The organism is Brevundimonas sp., from assembly GCF_032017145.1.
Lineage (GTDB): Bacteria > Pseudomonadota > Alphaproteobacteria > Caulobacterales > Caulobacteraceae > Brevundimonas.
The window spans coordinates 14,420-31,752 of the sequence record NZ_DALZQC010000030.1; the positions used below are offsets into that span (position 1 = coordinate 14,420).

18 protein-coding genes are annotated in these 17,333 nt (G+C 67.1%); 11 read left to right on the forward strand and 7 right to left on the reverse strand.

The features are described 5' to 3' along the window. Nucleotides 1-63 precede the first annotated feature (63 nt). From RTU05_RS07240 to RTU05_RS07275, 8 genes are all read left to right on the forward strand, one after another. Entirely contained in the window at nt 64-1,287 is a 1,224-nt protein-coding gene (locus RTU05_RS07240) for a DUF2254 domain-containing protein (protein WP_312596976.1), read from the forward strand. Nucleotides 1,288-1,378: 91 nt separating this feature from the next. Further along, entirely contained in the window at nt 1,379-2,188 is an 810-nt protein-coding gene (gene phnC, locus RTU05_RS07245) for a phosphonate ABC transporter ATP-binding protein (protein WP_248119368.1), read from the forward strand. Then, nucleotides 2,185-3,204, forward strand: a complete 1,020-nt coding sequence (gene phnD / locus RTU05_RS07250) for a phosphate/phosphite/phosphonate ABC transporter substrate-binding protein (RefSeq protein ID WP_312596978.1) — start codon at nt 2,185-2,187, stop codon at nt 3,202-3,204. The genes phnC and phnD overlap by 4 nt, the downstream gene beginning before the upstream one ends. Further along, nucleotides 3,201-4,010 (forward strand): phosphonate ABC transporter, permease protein PhnE, encoded by an 810-nt coding sequence (gene phnE / locus RTU05_RS07255; protein WP_312596980.1) that lies wholly within the window; start codon nt 3,201-3,203, stop codon nt 4,008-4,010. The genes phnD and phnE overlap by 4 nt, the downstream gene beginning before the upstream one ends. 80 nt (nt 4,011-4,090) lie before the next feature. After that, nucleotides 4,091-5,161, forward strand: coding sequence for a substrate-binding domain-containing protein (locus RTU05_RS07260; protein ID WP_312596982.1), 1,071 nt, complete (start codon nt 4,091-4,093; stop codon nt 5,159-5,161). Between the two features lie 83 nt (nt 5,162-5,244). Next, nucleotides 5,245-6,123, forward strand: a complete 879-nt coding sequence (gene galU, locus RTU05_RS07265) for a UTP--glucose-1-phosphate uridylyltransferase GalU (protein WP_312596984.1) — start codon at nt 5,245-5,247, stop codon at nt 6,121-6,123. A 100-nt stretch (nt 6,124-6,223) separates the two neighbouring features. Beyond that, on the forward strand, nt 6,224-7,021 hold the full coding sequence (locus RTU05_RS07270) for an enoyl-ACP reductase (protein WP_312597002.1): 798 nt from the start codon (nt 6,224-6,226) through the stop codon (nt 7,019-7,021). A gap of 95 nt (nt 7,022-7,116) precedes the next feature. Then, nucleotides 7,117-8,289 carry a benzoate/H(+) symporter BenE family transporter gene (locus RTU05_RS07275; RefSeq protein ID WP_312596986.1) on the forward strand — a complete coding sequence of 391 codons (1,173 nt, stop codon included), beginning with the start codon at nt 7,117-7,119 and terminating at the stop codon, nt 8,287-8,289. Nucleotides 8,290-8,342: 53 nt separating this feature from the next. On the opposite strand, the gene RTU05_RS07280 is transcribed toward RTU05_RS07275, so the two are convergent. Together RTU05_RS07280 and RTU05_RS07285 are read right to left on the reverse strand one after the other, a co-directional pair. Continuing rightward, entirely contained in the window at nt 8,343-8,729 is a 387-nt protein-coding gene (locus RTU05_RS07280) for a DUF3597 domain-containing protein (protein ID WP_248119375.1), read from the reverse strand. A 51-nt stretch (nt 8,730-8,780) separates the two neighbouring features. Next, nucleotides 8,781-9,482: a glutathione S-transferase N-terminal domain-containing protein gene (locus RTU05_RS07285; RefSeq protein ID WP_312596988.1), complete on the reverse strand. Its 702-nt coding sequence runs from the start codon at nt 9,480-9,482 to the stop codon at nt 8,781-8,783. 162 nt (nt 9,483-9,644) lie between these two features. Here RTU05_RS07285 and RTU05_RS07290 point away from each other — a divergent pair, with 162 nt between their 5' ends. Then, nucleotides 9,645-9,818: a YegP family protein gene (locus tag RTU05_RS07290; protein ID WP_087120843.1), complete on the forward strand. Its 174-nt coding sequence runs from the start codon at nt 9,645-9,647 to the stop codon at nt 9,816-9,818. Here the strand turns inward: RTU05_RS07290 and rimM are convergent. The 3 genes from rimM to ffh form a co-directional block, all read right to left on the reverse strand. Next, nucleotides 9,815-10,342 carry a ribosome maturation factor RimM gene (gene rimM / locus RTU05_RS07295; protein WP_248119377.1) on the reverse strand — a complete coding sequence of 176 codons (528 nt, stop codon included), beginning with the start codon at nt 10,340-10,342 and terminating at the stop codon, nt 9,815-9,817. The two genes, RTU05_RS07290 and rimM, sit on opposite strands and share 4 nt — an antisense overlap. 69 nt (nt 10,343-10,411) lie before the next feature. Next, a complete protein-coding gene (rpsP, locus tag RTU05_RS07300) occupies nt 10,412-10,933 on the reverse strand; it encodes a 30S ribosomal protein S16 (RefSeq protein WP_312596990.1) in 522 nt (173 codons plus the stop codon). 24 nt (nt 10,934-10,957) lie between these two features. Beyond that, on the reverse strand, nt 10,958-12,499 hold the full coding sequence (gene ffh, locus RTU05_RS07305) for a signal recognition particle protein (RefSeq protein WP_312596992.1): 1,542 nt from the start codon (nt 12,497-12,499) through the stop codon (nt 10,958-10,960). A 317-nt stretch (nt 12,500-12,816) separates the two neighbouring features. On the opposite strand from ffh, the gene RTU05_RS07310 reads away from it, so the two are divergent. Then, nucleotides 12,817-14,022, forward strand: coding sequence for a saccharopine dehydrogenase family protein (locus RTU05_RS07310; protein WP_312596994.1), 1,206 nt, complete (start codon nt 12,817-12,819; stop codon nt 14,020-14,022). Nucleotides 14,023-14,035: 13 nt separating this feature from the next. Further along, complete coding sequence (locus tag RTU05_RS07315; RefSeq protein ID WP_312596996.1) at nt 14,036-15,208, forward strand: carboxynorspermidine decarboxylase; 1,173 nt, start codon at nt 14,036-14,038, stop codon at nt 15,206-15,208. A gap of 317 nt (nt 15,209-15,525) precedes the next feature. On the opposite strand, the gene RTU05_RS07320 is transcribed toward RTU05_RS07315, so the two are convergent. Then, complete coding sequence (locus RTU05_RS07320; RefSeq protein WP_312596998.1) at nt 15,526-16,902, reverse strand: S41 family peptidase; 1,377 nt, start codon at nt 16,900-16,902, stop codon at nt 15,526-15,528. 139 nt (nt 16,903-17,041) lie between these two features. Continuing rightward, nucleotides 17,042-17,333: peptidoglycan DD-metalloendopeptidase family protein (locus tag RTU05_RS07325; protein WP_312597000.1), on the reverse strand; the 292-nt coding region annotated here is incomplete at its 5' end.

Consider the following 17,333-nt stretch of genomic DNA (forward strand, 5'->3'; position numbering starts at 1 on the left):
CCGTAATGACCGCAACAGCGGCAACCTTGGCCTTTGGCGGCCGTTCAGACGGCGGAGGCGCGGATGAACCGTTGGATATTCCTGTTTCGACGGATGTCGCGACAGCTGTGGTGGCGGGCCAGCCTCTATGCGGCGCTGGGCGTGGTCGCGGCCCTGGCCGGCGCCTGGGGCGCGCCGTTCGCGCCGACGGTGCTGGCCGAGCGGTTCGGCGGGGATTCGGTCGAGGCGGTGCTGACCATACTGGCGTCCAGCCTGCTGGCCGTCGCGACCTTTTCGCTGGGGGCCATGGTCACCGCCTACACCAGCGTCTCCAGCGCCGCGACGCCGCGCGCCGCCGCCCTGATCACGGGCGACGAAAGCACCCAGAAGGCCCTGGCCACCTTCGTCGGCGCCTTCCTCTACGCCATCGTCGGGGTCACCGCGATCAACGCCCAGTATTACGGACCGGGCGGCCGGGCGATCATCTTCCTGTTCAGCCTGGCGGTGGTGGCCCTGGTCGCCTTTCGCCTGCTGACCTGGGTCAGCCGCCTGACGCGGCTGGCGCGCCTCAGCCATACGGTGGAGCGGGTCGAGGCCGAAACCCTGGCCGCCCTGACCGCCGAGGCGAAGCGGCCCCGCATGGGCGCGTCGGCCGGCGTTCTGGATCAAGGGCCGGTCGTGACGGCGGCCCAGACCGGCTATGTGCTGAACGTGGACATCCAGAGCCTTCAGGCGACAGCCGAACGAGCCGAGGGTCGCATCCAGGTGATCGCCCGGCCCGGCGCCTTCCTGATGCGCGGCGAACCCCTGGCGCGGCTGGGCGGCGACGCCATGGACACCGATGCCGTGCAGACCGCCTTCACCCTGGGGCGCGAACGGTCGTTCGACCAGGATCCGCGGTATGGGCTGATCGTGCTGGGCGAAATCGCCGACAAGGCCCTGTCGGCCGCCGTCAACGACATCGGCACCGTGGTCGGGGTGATCGGTTCGGGGGTGCGGCTTCTGGACCGGTGGGCCGATACGGCGCCCGACGACCGGCCGCCCTGCGACCGCGTGCTGGCCGAGCCCTTGTCGGCGCACGATCTGCTGGACGACATCTTCGGCCCCGTGGTCCGTCACGGCGCCCACGACCTGACCAGCGCGATCAGGCTGCGCAAGGCCCTGGCCTCCCTGTCCGTCCATCCGGTTCTGGCGCGGGCGGCGTCGGCGATGGACGCGCGGCTGATGCAGGATGCGGACTTCGCCAATGTCGCGGACGCCGAGCGGCTGCGGCGCTGCGGCGCCCCGGCCCGGACAAGCGCGGGCTAGACGAAATCCCTCGCGCCGTGCGATTAGGACTTGCCCAAACGCCTTCGCCGCGTCATGCGGCGCCCCTTCGCCACAGCCTCCTAGCGAGTTCATGAGTTCATCCGCAGCCGCCGTCGCCCCCGGGCTAGTCCAGGCGCGTGACGTGTCGAAGACCTTCGGATCGCGAAAGGCGCTGGACGGCGTCTCGATCTCGGTCGCCTCGGGCGAGATGGTCGCCCTGATCGGACCGTCCGGGTCGGGCAAGTCCACCCTGCTGCGCTCCATCACCGGGCTTCAGTCCATCGACGCCGGCAAGGGGACCATTCAGGTCTTCGGCGAGACGGTGCAGAAGGACGGCCGCGTCACCGGGGCGGTGCGCAAGGCGCGCGGCAAGCTGGGCATGATCTTCCAGCAGTTCAATCTGGTCGGCCGCCTTAGCCTGTTCTCCAACGTCATGCTGGGCGCCCTGGGCCGCCTGCCCTCGTGGCAAGGCCTTCTGGGGATGTGGCCCCAGGCCGACAAGGACAAGGCCATGGCGGCCCTGCACCGCGTCGGCGTCAGCGACTACGCCGCCCAGCGCGCCAACACCCTGTCGGGCGGCCAGCAGCAGCGCGGCGCCATCGCCCGCGCCATCGTCCAGGGCGCCAAGGCCATTCTGGCCGACGAACCCGTCGCCTCGCTGGACCCGGTGTCGGCCCGCAAGGTGATGGAGCTGCTGGTCGAGCTGAACAAGCGCGACGGCCTGGGCGTGATCGTCACCCTGCACCAGGTCGACTACGCCATCCGCTACTGCGACCGGGTCATCGCGCTGCAGGGCGGCAAGATCGTCTATGACGGCCCCTCCACGGCGCTGGACCAAAAGCGCCTGATCGAAATCTACGGTCCCGAATTCGAGGACGCGTTCTGGGAGACCAAGGCATGAGCCTGTCCCGTATTGCCCCCACCCACCGTCTGATGGCGGCGGCCGGCGCCGCCGTGATGATCCTGGGCCTGGCCGCGTGCGGCGGCGGCGGCGATGACAAGAAGACGGCGGGCGGCGCGCCCACGGAGCTGACCTTCTCCATCCTGTCGGCGGAAGGCCAGGCCTCGGCCGGCCCGCTGTGGCAGCCGCTGCTGGACGACATGTCCAAGGCCGTCGGCGTGCCGGTGAAACCCTATTTCGGCTCTAACTACACCGTCCTGGTCGAGGCCATGCGCGGCAATCACACCCAGGTCGGCTGGTTCTCGGCCAAGCCCGAGGTGGAGGCCATCGACCGCGCCAAGGCCGAGGTCATCGCCCGCACCGTCAACCGCGAGGGTCTGGACAGCTATCAATCGACCCTGATCGTCAAGAAGGGTTCGGGCATCACGCTGGACAAGGTTCTGGCGTGCGGCAAGCAATACAACTTCGGCATCGGCGACGCCCAGTCGACCTCGGGCACCCTGGCCCCTCTGACCTTCCTGTTCAATCCGCGCGGCGTGGTTCCCAGCCAGTGCTTCAAGACGGTGCGTTCGGCCAACCACCAGGCCAACGCCTTCGGCGTGGCGACCGGCGTGATCGACGTGGCGACCTCCAACAGCGTCAACACCCTGTTCATGCGCAAGGAGAACCCGCAGCTGGCCGCCCAGATCGAGGACATCTGGACCTCGCCTCCGATCCCCGAGAGCGGCATCGTCGTGCGCGAGGACCTGGACCCGGCGCTGAAGGAAAAGATCCGCAGCTTCTTCCTGACCTATGGCCAGGGCGAAGGCGCCGAGGCCGAGCGTCAGCGCAAAATCCTGGCGGACCTGGAATATTCGCGCTTCGCCGCCGCCGACGACAGCTATCTGGACCCGATCCGCGAGATGATCGCCGACCAGAAGCTGGGCGAGGCCCGCGCCAAGGGCGACACCGCCGGCGCCGCCGCCGCCGAGCGCGAACTGCAACGCCTGCGCAGCCTGCGCGAGGTGCGTCCTTGACCACAGCCTCTCCTGCGCTCGCCATTCCGGCGGCGCCCAAGAAATCGACCCTCGCCTGGGTCGCCGACATCCTGGTCTGGGGCGGCGTCGCGGCCGTCCTGCTCTACAGCATCGATGCGGTGGACCTGGGCAATATCTCGCGCCTGTTCGCGGGCAACGACAGCACCAAACTGTTCGTCCACGACCTGCTGCGGCCCGACTTCGCCGACTGGAAGATGTTCGTCGCCAAGATGTGGGAGACGGTCCAGATCGCCCTGTGGGGCACCTTCCTAGCCGTCCTTCTGGGCATTCCGCTGGGTCTGGCGGCGGCGCGCAACATCGCCCCCGTCTGGATCGTGACGCCGGTGCGCTGGGTGATGAACCTGCTGCGTTCGGTGCCGGACCTGGTGATCGGCCTGCTGTTCGTCACCGCCGTGGGCCTGGGGCCGCTGGCCGGCGTCCTGGCCATCACCCTGAACACGGCCGGCGTCTTGGCCAAACTGTTCTCGGAAGCGGTGGAATCCATCGACAAGGGTCCGGTCGAGGGCGTGCGCGCCACAGGCGCGGGCAAGCTGCACGAGATCGTCTGGGGCGTGCTGCCGCAGGTCGCGCCGCTGTGGACGTCGTTCGCCCTGTACCGCTTCGAATCCAACAGCCGTTCGGCGACGGTGCTCGGCCTGATCGGCGCCGGGGGCATCGGCCAGGTGCTGTTCGACAGTATGAACGCCTTCGATTTCCGCGCCGTCTCGGCCATCGTCATCGTCGTCGTGGTCGCCGTGACCCTGATCGACACCCTGTCGCAGGTCATGCGTCGCCGCCTGCTGTGACGGGGCGCTGACCGGCGACAAAAACCGTCACAAACCTCTGGTCTAAGCGTCGCGAAATCGAGGCTCAGGGAGAGCGACTGATGATCCGTTCACTGAAATACGCCGTGGCGGCGACGGCCCTCATGGCCCTGGCGGCCTGCGGCGACGGCGGCGGCGCGGGCGGTTCGCCGTCGGGAACCCGCTCAGGCATCTGGGCGGCGGGGTCGTCCACCGTCTTCCCGTTCGCCACCCGCGTCGCCGAGACCTTCGCCCGCACCTCCGGCGGGGCTGCGCCGCGCGTCGAATCCCTGGGCACCGGCGGCGGTATTCAGGCCTTCTGCCAGGGTGTCGGCCCCAACACCCCCGACATCGCCAACGCCTCGCGCCAGATGAAACAGTCCGAGTTCGATCTGTGCGCCAAGAACGGCGTCAAGGACATCGTCGAGATCAAGATCGGCTTCGACGGCATCGTCATCGCCACCGCCCGCAACGGCAACGGCTTCAACTTCGAACTGAACGATCTCTATGAAGGTCTGGCCAAGGACGTGCCCAGCCCGAACGGAACCTTCGTCGCCAACCCGACCAAGACATGGAACGACGTGAACAAGGGCCTGCCGGTCCAGCGCATCCAGGTCTATGGCCCGCCGCCCACCTCGGGCACGCGCGACGCCTTCCTGGAGCTGGGCATGACGCCGGGCGCCAAGCTGGTTCCGGGGGTCAAGGCCATCGAAGGGGACAAGGACCGGTTCGAAGCCATCGCCCACACCCTGCGCGAGGACGGCGCCTGGATCGATTCGGGCGAGAACGACAACGCCATCGTCCAGACCCTGACCCGCACGCCGGGCTCGCTGGGCGTGTTCGGCTATTCCTTCCTGGAGCAGAACCTGGACACGGTGAAGGCCGAGACCATCGACGGCGTCTCGCCCACCGCCGACACCATCGCCAGCGGCGCCTATCCGCTGTCGCGCAGCCTCTACATCTATGTGAAGAAGGCCCACATCGGCGTGATCCCCGGCCTGCAGCAGTTCGTGCAGGAATTCCTGTCGGAAGGCTCGGCCGGCAAGGGCGGCTATCTGGCCGACCGCGGCCTGATCCCCCTGCCCGAAGATCAGCTTATGGCCCAGCGCTCGACCATCGCCGCCATGACCCCGATGGCGCGTCCCGCCAAATAAGGTCGGAACCGACCGCCGTCCCGCCCCTTCTTTCGCCGGCCCGCACCGGTTAGAAGGGGCGGCATAGCTGTCAGGATTCATTTATGACCTCCACGCCCACGCGCCTGCGCAAGGCCGTATTCCCCGTCGCCGGTCTCGGCACGCGGGTTCTTCCCGGCACCAAGACGACGCCGAAGGAACTGCTGAACGTCGTCGACCGACCCATCCTGTCCTACATCGTCGAAGAGGCGCGCGAGGCGGGGATCGAGCATATCGTCTTCGTGACCGGCCGCTCCAAGGAAGCCATAGAGGACTATTTCGACCACCAGATCGAGCTTGAGGCCCAGCTGGAGGCCAAGGGCAAGACCGAGATCCTGGCGGCCATGAACGCCGAACTGGCGCGTCCCGGCGAAATGAGCTTCACCCGCCAGATGCAGCCCAAGGGCCTGGGGCACGCCGTCTGGTGCGCGCGCGACATCATCGGCCACGAGCCTTTCGCCGTCGTCCTGCCCGACGTGATCGTGGACGGTAAGCCCGGCGCCCTGAAGCAGCTGGTCGAGGTCTACGCCGAGACGGGCGGCAATCTGATCGGGGTGGAATCGGTCGATATCGAGCAGGCCCACAAATACGGCATCGTCGATCCCGCCGCCCGCGAGGGCAATCGCATCGCCATGAAGGGGATGGTCGAAAAGCCCGCCCCCGGCACGGCGCCGTCCAATCTGTCCATCGCGGGCCGCTACATCCTGCAGCCGGAAATTTTCGACCTGCTGGCGACCCAGGAACGGGGCGCCGGCAACGAGATTCAGCTGACCGACGCCATGGCGCGGCTGATGCGGACGCAGACCTTCACCGCCGTCGAATATGCGGGCGTGACCCACGATTGCGGCGACAAGATCGGCCTGCTTCGCGCCAACGTCGCCCTGGCGCTGAAACGCCCAGACCTGGGCGAGGCCGCGCGTCAGGCGGTTTCGGCCCTGCTTTAACCCTGGGGAAGCTTGCGGGGGTTCCGGTTCGCACCGGCCCCTGCTAACCCTCCGCCAAATCATCAGGAGACGTATCATGGCGACGAGCGAAGGCTGGGACATGCCCACCGGAGACCTCATGAAAGGCAAGAAGGGCCTGATCATGGGGGTCGCGAACTCCAGCTCCATCGCCTGGGGCATCGCCTCGCAACTGGCCGCCCAGGGCGCCGAACTGGCCTTCACCTATCTGGGCGAGGGGCTGGAGCGCCGCGTGCGTCCGCTGGCCGAAAGCGTCGGCGCCAAGCTGTTGATCCAGGCCGACGTCACCGACGACGCCTCGATGGACGCCGCCTTCGCCGAACTGGAAAAAGAATTCGGCACGATCGACTTCGTCGTCCATTCGGTCGCCTTCGCCAACAAGGATGAGCTGAAAGGGTCGTTCGTCGACAACACCACGCGCGACAGCTTCCTGTTGGCCCTGAACATCTCGGCCTTCAGCTTCGTGGATGTGGCGCGTCGCTCGGCCAGGCTGATGCCCAATGGCGGATCGATGATCACCCTGACCTATCTGGGGTCCGAGCGGGTCATTCCGAACTACAACACCATGGGCGTGGCCAAGGCCGCGCTGGAGGCCGCCACCCGCTATATCGCGCGCGACCTGGGACCCAAGAACATCCGCGTCAACGCCATCTCGGCGGGCGCCATGCGCACCCTGTCGCTGGCGGGCATTTCAGGCGGACGCGGCCTGCACTCCAAGTCCGCGCAGTTCTCGCTGATCAAGGAAGAGACCTCGATGGAAGGTGTGGCAGGCGCGGCCCTGTGGCTGTGCTCGGACCTGGGCCGTTCGACCACGGGCGAAGTCGTCCACGTCGATGCAGGCTTCCACGCCGTGGGCCTGCCGGAAGATTTCGAGGGCTGATCCCGACGGATCGGTGAACACTCAGGGGGCCGCCGGGACGAACCGGCGGCCCTTTTTGCTTTCGGGACGCAACGGCCCCGCTTATCCGTAGGGCCATGAGCGCGTCCGACCTCCCGCCCCCCGCCAGCTTCTCCGCCGCCGCCGTGGCCACCGTCGTCGGGTTCGGCGGCACGGTCGCCCTGGTGGTCCAGGCGGGCCAGGCGCTGGGGGCCAGTCCGAGCCAGATCGTTTCGATGGTCACCGCCCTGTGCCTGGGCATCGGCCTGCCGGGCATGCTGCTGAGCTGGCGATTAAGGATGCCGGTCGTGCTGGCCTGGTCGACGCCGGGCGCGGCCCTGCTGGCGGCCTCCACGCTGGGGCTGGGCTGGGCCAACGCCATCGGGGCCTTCGTGTTCGCGGCGGTCCTGATGGTGCTGACGGGCCTCTTGCCCGCGCTGGGGCGGCTGGCGCAGAAAATCCCGGCCTCCGTCGCCTCGGCCATGCTGGCGGGGGTGCTGCTGCCCTTCGTGTTGAGGCTGTTCAAGGTCGTGCCGGACGAGAAGGGTCTGGCGGTCGGATTGCTGGCCGTCTTCATCGTCGCAAGGCGGTTGCGGCCCGCCTGGGCGTTGCCTGCGGTTCTGGTCGCCGCCTTTGCTGTACTGGCCTTCCGGGGGCGGATCGGCCTGCCGCCGGGAACCGGCCTGTTCGGCGGTCTGACGCCCGTCATGCCCGCCTTCGACTGGAAGGTCGCGGTCAGCCTGGGCCTGCCGCTGTTTCTGGTGACCCTGGCCTCGCAGAACCTGCCAGGGCTGGTGGTGCTGAGGGCCGCAGGCTACCAGCCGCCCGCCAACCGCCTGATCTTCGCCACCGGCCTGACCAGCCTGGTCGCCGCGCCGTTCGGGGCGCATGGAGTCAATCTGGCCGCCATCACCGCCGCAATCTGCACGGACGCCGACGCCCATCCCGATCCGGCGAAACGGTGGATGGTCGGCATCATCTACGGCGGATTCTATGCGGTCGTGGCCCTGTTCGCAGCGCCGCTGGCGGGATTGTTCATCGCCATGCCGCCTGCCGTCCTGGCCATCATCACGGGGCTGGCCTTGATCGCGGCCCTGACCGGGGCGCTGGGCGCCATGTTGGCGAAGACTGAAGAGCGCGAGGCCGCCGTCCTGACCTTCGCGGCCACCGGCTCCGGCCTGGCCCTGTTCGGGATCGGCGCGGCCTTCTGGGGACTGGTCGTCGGATTCGCCGCCCTTGCGGCGATGCGCTGGATCAGACCAACGGCCTGACCCAGCGTCGCTTTTTTTGTGGCCTACCGCGCTTCGCGCTGCTTGAGGCCGGGTCAGTCGCGCAGCGAGGCCGGAACCTGGCCGCCGTTTTCGGCCAGCTTCTGCCAGACCGCCTTGGACAGGGCGATGTTCTGTTCGGCCGAGCCGTGCTCGCCGGCGTGCACGTTCAGCTCCTCGGCCAGTTCCTTGCGGGCCGCCAGGCTGGAATCCAGGTCCAGCAGCTTCAGCAGGTCCACGATCGAGGTGCGCCAGTTGCCGCCGCCGCCCTTGGACGCCGCCAGGTCGCTGAGAACAGCCTCCACATCCACGGGCGGAAGCGCGGGGGTGGCGGCCGGGGCGGCGCCGGGCGCGGGTTGGGCCGAAGGCGCCGGGGTCTGCTGCGGGGCCGTCTTGGGCTTGTGGCCCGTGATCTTGTTCCAGATCGAAGAGAAGATACCCATAAGTCTCGCTCCAGTTGATGCCGTCAGATAATGCCCGCCGGCGGCGACGGTTCAGTGACGCGCCGGAATCTCCAGCCCGCGCTGCACGGCCGGCCGTGCCAGACCGCGCTCCAGCCAGGCGGCGACGCGCGGGAAATCCTTGAAGCCCACGATCTCGCCGGCCTCATAGAAGCCGATCAGATTGCGGACCCAGCCCAGGGTGGCGACGTCGGCGATGGAATAGTCTCCGACGATCCAGTCGCGACCGTCCAACTGCGTCTCCAGCACGCCCAGCAGGCGGCGGCTTTCGGCGACGTAGCGGTCCCGCGGGCGCTTGTCCTCGTAATCCTTGCCCGCGAAGCGGTGGAAGAAGCCCAGTTGGCCAAACATCGGGCCGATCGCGCCCATCTGGAACATGACCCACTGGATCGTCTCGTAGCGGGTCGCCGGATCGGCCGAGAGCAGCCGGCCGGTCTTTTCCGCCAGATAGATCAGGATGGCCCCGGATTCGAACAGGGCCAGCGGCTTTCCATTCGGGCCGTTCGGATCGAGTATGGCGGGGATTTTGCCATTGGGGTTCAGCGACAGAAACTCCGGCCCCCAGGTCTCGTTGGCCGTGATGTCGATCAGGTGCGGTTCATAGGCCAGGCCAACCTCCTCCAGCATGATCGACACCTTCACCCCGTTGGGCGTGGGCAGGGAATAGAGCTGGATGCGGTCGGGATGCTGGGCCGGCCAACGTTGCGTGATCGGGAAGACGGACAGGTCGGACATGGGGCGAGCCTCTGGCGGTTGAAGTTCCCATGTCGGGAAGCTCTCACCATTTGGCAACTGCGGTGGGCGCCGTTTTGATCGCGCGCTTGTGTCTGGAACCGCACATGTGGCTGGGTCAGCTTGGCCATGGCCGACAGTCGGTCAAATCCAGGGAGACGCCCGATGGCGCACAAGTTCGAAGTCTATCAGGACAAGGCCGGCGAATACCGCGTCCGCTTCAAATACAATTCCGAGATCATCTTCTCGACCGAGGGCTATTCCGACAAGTCGGGGGCCAAGCGGGCCATCGAATCGATCAAGAAACACGTCGGCGACGCCCCGGTCGAAGACGCCTAATCGGGCTCCCGCTCGCCCACCTCGGTCGGCGGCGCGGCCATCAGCCAGCCGTCGGCCAGGTGCAGCTCGGGCGTCGCCTCCTTGGTGAAGGGCAGATACCAGGTCGGGCCGCCGGCGGCGGGTGCGATCTCCAGCATGTCGTCGGCGCCGAAATTCTGGACCGACTTCACCACGCCCATGACGGCGCCGGCGACGTCGCGGACCTGCACGCCCAGAAGGTCGGCGAGATAGAATTCGTCCTCGTCCGGCTCGGGGAAGCGGTCGCGGGGGACGTGCAGCTTCAGGCCGCGCAGGGCGTCGGCCTGTTCCTTGGTGGCGATCTCCTTGGCGCGGCCGACGACGCCGTTCTTGTCGGGCCGGGTCGAGGTCAGGGTCAGGGCCACGGTCCCGTCCGCGCGCAGCAGCGGGCCATAGGCGGTCAGGGCCAGGGGATCGGCGGTGAAGGCGGTCACGCGCACCTCCCCCCGCACCCCGAAACCACCGCCGACCTGGCCGACGAGGATCAATCTGCTTTCCGTGGTCATGGTCGTCCTTAGCGCATGAAAAAGGCGGCGCCGGAAGACGCCGCCCTGATCATCGTCAAACCGAAAGGCTTAGCCTTCGGCCTTTTCCTTGGTCGCTTCGGCGGCCGGAGCGTCTTCGGCAGGCGCTTCCTCGGCAGCCGGAGCGTTCTTGGCGGCTTCGGCGGCGGCGGCGGCCTCTTCCTTGGCGCGGGCGGCGGCTTCAGCGGCCTCGACCTTGGCGGCGGCTTCGGCTTCCAGGCGGTCGGCTTCGCGCTGGGCGCGTTCGGCGGCGCGCTCTTGCGCCTTCTTGCCGGGCTGGGCCTTGTTCGGGTTGTTGGATTGGGTCCACTTGACCTTCTGGCCCAGGGTCTCGTCCTGCGACAGGAAACGCGCGACCCGGTCGGTCGGCTGGGCGCCCTTGCCGAGCCATTCAGCGATACGCTCGACCTTCAGGGCGACGCGCGGCTGGGCGCCGTCCTTGGGCAGCATCGGGTTGTAGCTGCCGACCTTCTCGATGAACTTGCCGTCGCGGGGCGAGTGCGAGTCGGCGACGACGATGTGGTAGTAGGGGCGCTTCTTGGCGCCGCCGCGGGCCAGACGAATCTTCAGCATTTCAAGTCTCTTTCCAGGTAGTCGTTATTTCTTGGGAGGGAAGCCCGGAAGACCCGGCAGGCCTCCCGGAAGTTGTCCGCCGCCCAGACCCGCGAGGCGGTCCTGAATGGCTTTCAGATCGTCGGCGGAGGGTTCGGCCATCTTGCCGCCGCCCAGCGCCTTGAGGCGGGCCATGTCGGGGCCGCCGCCGCCCATGCCGGGCAGTCCGCCGCCGCCGCCGAGGCCGCCCAGCATGGCGGCCATCTGCTGCATCTTCTTGGGTCCGCCGCGCGCCATCGACTTGACCACATCGGCCATCTGGCGGTGCTGTTTCAGAACCCGGTTCACATCCTGCACATCGACGCCGGCGCCGGCGGCGATGCGCTTCTTGCGCGACGCGTTCAGCAGGTCGGGCTTCTTGCGCTCGGCCTTGGTCATCGAGGAGATGATGGCTTCCTGACGCAGGATCATGCGGTCGTCGATGCCGCTGTCGGCCATCTGGTTCTTCATCTTGGCCACGCCGGGCAGCATGCCCATGATGCCCTGAAGACCGCCCATCCGCTTCATCTGCTGAAGCTGACCGGCCAGGTCGTCCAGGTCGAACTGCCCCTTGGCCAGTTTGCGGGCCATCTTCTCGGCCTTGGCCTGATCCAGGTCCTGGCTGGCCTTTTCGACCAGGGCGACGATATCGCCCTGACCCAGGATGCGGCCGGCGACGCGGCGGGCGTCGAAGACGTCCAGCGCATCGACCTTTTCGCCCGCGCCCAGATATTTGATCGGCAGGCCGGTGACGGCCCGCATCGACAGCATGGCGCCGCCGCGCCCGTCGCCGTCGGCGCGGGTCAGGACCAGACCCGTCAGGGGCAGGCGCTCATGGAAGGCCTTGGCGGTGCGAACCGCATCCTGACCGGTCAGGCTGTCGGCGACCAGCAGGGTCTCGACCGGCTTGGCGATCTCGGCGACCTCGGCCACCTCATTCATCAGCCCTTCGTCCAGGGTGATGCGGCCGGCGGTGTCGAGGATCAGGACATCGAAGCCCTGAAGCTTGGCGGCGGTCAGGGCGCGCTTGGTGATCTGGACCGCGCTCTCACCCGCCACGATGGGCAGGGTGGCGACCTCGATCTGCTTGCCCAGGGTGGCCAGTTGCTCCATCGCGGCCGGACGGCGCGTATCGAGCGAGGCCATCATGACCTTCTTGCGATCGAACCTGGTCAGGCGCAGCGCCAGCTTGGCCGAGGTCGTGGTCTTGCCCGAGCCCTGCAGGCCGGCCATCAGCACCACGGCGGGCGGGTTGGCGTTGGTGTTCAGCGGGACCGGCTCTTCGCCGCCCAGCATCTCGATCAGGCCGTCATAGACAATCTTGACCACCTGATCGGCCGGCTTGACCGAACGGATGACCTCTTCGCCGGTGGCGCGTTCGGTGGCGAAGGCGATGAATTCCTTGACGACCGGCAGGGCGACGTCGGCCTCAAGCAGGGCCACGCGCACTTCGCGCATCGCCTCGGCGACGTCCTTTTCGGACAGGGCGCCGCGGCCGGTGATCCGGTCGAAGACGCCTGTCAGCCGCTCGTTCAGAGCCTCGAACATTCACTACCTCATATCGACGGGTGAAACGGCTCCATACGACAACGGCCCCCGGCGACGATCACGTCGGCGGAGGGTTCTCGCCCACCTCGTTCTCTCCCTCGAGAGCTGTCGTGTGGGTGGAGACGCGAGGTTCACTTGCGTCGGAAGCGGCGGCTTATGAAGGAAAACAGGCGGCAAGGCAACCGCAGCGAGTCAATCGCGCTATAAGCCTGACCTTCGCCAAGACATTTAGCGGATTGTCATCATCGTGCTAAGAGCCGCGCCCTTTATAGGGGCGGCGTTGTCGCCAGGGTTTTTTGACTTCGGGAGAAGCACGAATGAGCAAGGTGCTGGTTATCGGCGCAGGCGGCGTCAGTTCGGTGGCCGTCCACAAGATGGCGATGAATACGGACATCTTCTCGCATATCACCCTGGCCAGCCGCACCAAGTCCAAGTGCGACGCCATCGCGGAATCGGTGAAGTCGCGCTTTGGCGTGGCCATCGACACTGCCGCCATCGACGCCGACGACGTGGCGGCGACCACGGCCCTGATCCAGAAGGTGCAGCCCGAACTGGTCGTGAACCTGGCCCTGCCCTATCAGGACCTGTCGATCATGGACGCCTGTCTGGCGGCGGGCGTGAACTATCTGGACACCGCCAACTACGAGCCGCGCGACGAGGCCAAGTTCGAATACAAGTGGCAGTGGGCCTATCAGGACCGGTTCAAGGACGCGGGCCTGATGGCGCTGCTGGGTTCGGGCTTCGACCCCGGCGTGACCTCGGTCTTCACCACCTACGTCAAGAAGCACCTGCTGGATTCCATCGAGACGCTGGACATCCTGGACTGCAACGGCGGCGACACGGGCCTGCCCTTCGCGACCAACTTCAACCCCGAGATCAACCTGCGCGAAGTGACGGCGAACTCGCGTCACTGGGAGAACGGCCAGTGGGTCGAAGGCCCGGCGCTGAGCCACAAACAGACCTTCGACTTCGAGGGCGTGGGTCCGAAGAACATGTACCTCATGTACCATGAGGAGCTGGAATCGCTGGCGAAGTTCTATCCCGAGATCAAGCGCATCCGCTTCTGGATGACCTTCGGCGACAGCTATCTGAAGCACCTCGAAGTGCTGGAAAACATCGGCATGACCTCGATCGAGCCGATGCAGTTCCAAGGCCGCGAGATCATTCCGATCGAGTTCCTGAAGGCCCTGCTGCCCGAGCCCGCCTCGCTGGGTCCGATCACCAAGGGCAAGACCAACATCGGCGTCATCGTCACCGGCATGAAGGACGGGGTCAAGAAGACGGTCTACGTCAACAACATCTGCGACCACGAAGAAGCCTATGCCGAAACGGGAAACCAGGCGGTCAGCTACACCACCGGCGTCCCCGCCATGATCGGCGCGGCCCTGATGGTGACCGGCCAGTGGAAGGGCGACGGCGTGTTCAACATGGAACAGCTGGACCCCGATCCCTTCATGGACATGCTGAACCAGCACGGCCTGCCGTGGAAGGTTCAGGACCTGGACGCCCCCCTGGACTTCTGATCGGACCGACTGAATGCAGACCCAGGCCGGCGATCCGGGCGCCTTTGCGCATTTCGACCTGAACCGCGTCGCCTCGCCCGCCTTCGTGGTGGACGAGGCGGCCATCCGTCGCAATCTGTCCGTGCTAAAAGGCGTGCGCGACGGGGCCGATGCGCGCGTGCTTCTGGCGCTGAAAGCGTTTTCGATGTGGTCGCTGGCCGATGTGGTCGGCGAATACCTCGACGGGGTCTGCGCCTCGGGCCTGTGGGAGGCGCGACTGGCGCGCGAGTTCTACAAAGGGGAACTGACCACCTATTCGCCGGCCTATACGGCGCAGGACCTGCCCGAGATCCTGCGTCTGTCCGACCACGTCATCTTCAACAACCCGGCCCAGATCGCCCGTTTCGCCGACCTGATCACCCAGGCGCGGGCCGAGGGGCAGGTGTTCGAGATCGGCCTGCGGCTGAACCCCGAACATTCCGAAGGCGAGGTCGCCAAATACGACCCGGCCCAGCCCTGTTCGCGCCTGGGCTTTCCGGTTTCGCAACTGACGGCCGAACATCTGATCGGCGTAGACGGCCTGCACATCCATGCCCTGTGCGAGCAGGACTTCCAGCCGCTGTCACGCATCTGGGCGGCGGTGGAGCCGAAGCTGGCGCCGCTGCTGGACGGGATCAAATGGCTGAACCTGGGCGGGGGGCACCACATCACCCGCGCCGACTATCAGGCCGAGGATCTGATCGCCTTCGTGCGCGATCTGCAGGCCAGGCACGGCGTCCAGGTCTATCTGGAGCCGGGCGAGGCCGTGGCGCTGGACGCCGGCATCCTGATCGGCGAGGTGCTGGACGTCTTCGACAACGCCATGCCCATCGGCATCACCGACATCTCCGCCACCTGCCATATGCCCGATGTGATCGAGGCGCCCTATCGCCCCGCGCTGCTGAAAGAGCCCGAGCATGGGGTGACGGTGCGGCTGGGCGGGCCGTCGTGCCTGGCCGGCGACATCATCGGTGACTACGTCTTCGCCGAGCGGCCGACGCCCGGAACGCGGATCGCGTTTCTGGACCAGGCCCACTATTCGATGGTCAAGACCAACACCTTCAACGGCGTGCCGCTGCCGTCGATCGTGCTGTGGAACAGTGAGACGGATGCGCTGAGGACGGTGCGCGACTTCGACTATTCGGCCTTCCGCGACCGACTGTCATAGAGCAATCGTATTGCTGAGGTGATGCGGGGCGCCTGGAAGCCGTTTTTCATCACAACGGGCACGACGAAGTCACGACGGCGCTGTGCCAGTTCGGAAAACTTGATGGACCTGAAGCGGCGAAGCCGCAACTTGATCAACGCTCTGACGTGGAACGGGGAGCCGAGGCGCGCTCGGTCCCGTCGTGGTCGTCGTGACCGCGTCGTGCCCGCTGTGATGACTCTTTTGTCGGACGTGCGCCGACAAGTCGGCCTGTCCAGCTCAGCCGCAGAATACGCCGGGCGCAAGAAAAAGGGCGGCTCGCGCCGCCCTGTCCCGACCTATTCTTCCTTGGGCTCATCCGCCGCTGGTTCGGCGTCGGGCTTGGGCGTCGAGCCGGGTTCGGTGACGACGATGCCTTCGGGCGCGGCCGGCAGTTTCGACAGGTCGCCGCCGGCGCGCAGGACGTCCAGCGCCCGCTGAAGCTGATAGTCCTTTTCCTTGTCGAACTTGTCGCCCGGAGCTTCGCGCGGGGTGTGCGGACCCTTGCGCTCGGCGCCGATGGAGGCGTCCAGCGCCGTGGCGTAGGCCGCCTCGGAATAGATGAAGCTGGAGCGCGAGACGATGCGGGCCTCCGCTTCCGAACGGGCGACCTCCAGGTCCGGCTCGATGCCGATCTTCTGGATCGAGGCGCCGGAAGGGGTGTAGTAGCGCGCGGTCGTGATCGACAGGGCGCCGTCCTGGCCCTGTCGCAGCGGGATCACCGTCTGGACAGACCCCTTGCCGAAACTGGTCAGGCCGACGATGGTCGCGCGCTGGTGATCCTTCAGGGCGCCGGCGACGATTTCCGACGCCGAGGCCGAGCCGTAGTTGACCAGGACGACCAACGGCAGGCCGCCGGTGATGTCGCCGGGCTTGGCGGAATAGCGCTGGATCTGCTCGGGCTTCCGGCCGCGCTGGCTGACGATCTCGCCGCGTTCCAGGAAGGCGTCGGACACGTCGATGGCGGCGTTCAGCAGGCCGCCGCCGTTGTTGCGCAGGTCCAGGACATAGCCCTTCACGCCCGGCTTCTCGGCCTTGATCTTGGCGATGGCCTCGTTCAGCTCGCGGCCGGTGTTCTCGTTGAAGGTCGAGACGCGCAGGTAGCCGAAGTCGCCCTCGACCCGGCCCGTGACCGACTGGACCTTGATGACCTCGCGGGTCAGGGTCACTTCCAGCGGATCGGAGCCGTCGCGCAGGAAGGTCACCTTGACGCTCGTGCCCACGGCGCCGCGCAGTTTCTCGGAGACCTGACTGACCGTCAGGCCCGCCGCGTTCTGGCCCTCGATGGAGGAGATGACGTCGCCCGCCTGGACCCCGGCCTTGGCGGCGGGACTGTCGTCCATCGGCGAGATGACCTTCACCATGCCGCCGTCGGCGCTGATGGTCAGACCGACGCCCGAATACTGCCCCTCCGTCCGCTCGCGCAGTTCGCTGTAGTTGGACGGCGGCAGATAGTTGGAATGGGGGTCCAGCGCGGTCATCATTCCCGCCAGCGCCGCCTCGATCAGCTTCTTGTTGTCGACCGGGACGACATAGGCCTGCTCCACGATGCCGACCACGTCGCCGAACAGCTCCAGCATGCGGAAGGTTTCGTTGCGGGGCGTCTGGCTTGAGACAGCAGCGGCGGAGCCGCCGAGCACCAGTGCGGCGCAGCCGACGAGGAGCAGTTTACGCATTCGGTCTCTTTCGGTCGGGCCGATCATTCAAGGCGCCCGTTGGAAGGGTAAGGCCCCGCAGACACGACCAAATCGTGGCGACGCGGCGTCCCGCCGATAAAATCAGCGTCGGAGGATAATGCAAAGGACTATTGCAGGTTCAGCGCAACCACGGCCCCGGATCGATGGGTCGTTCGTCGCGGCGCAGTTCGAAATAGACGTCGCCGTCCGGCCCGCTGCGACCCAGGGTCTGGCCGTCCGCGACACGCGCGTCGCCGTGGACGTCGACGCTTTCCAGCCCGGCGATCACCGCGCGCCAGCCGGGACCCAGATCCAGCACCACCACCTGCCCCCAGCCGGTCAGCGGGCCGGCGTAGGCCACCTTGGCGTCGGCGGGCGCCTTGATCGTCGCCCGGTCCGCGCGCCAGCGCCAGCCGGACGTCCCCTGCCCC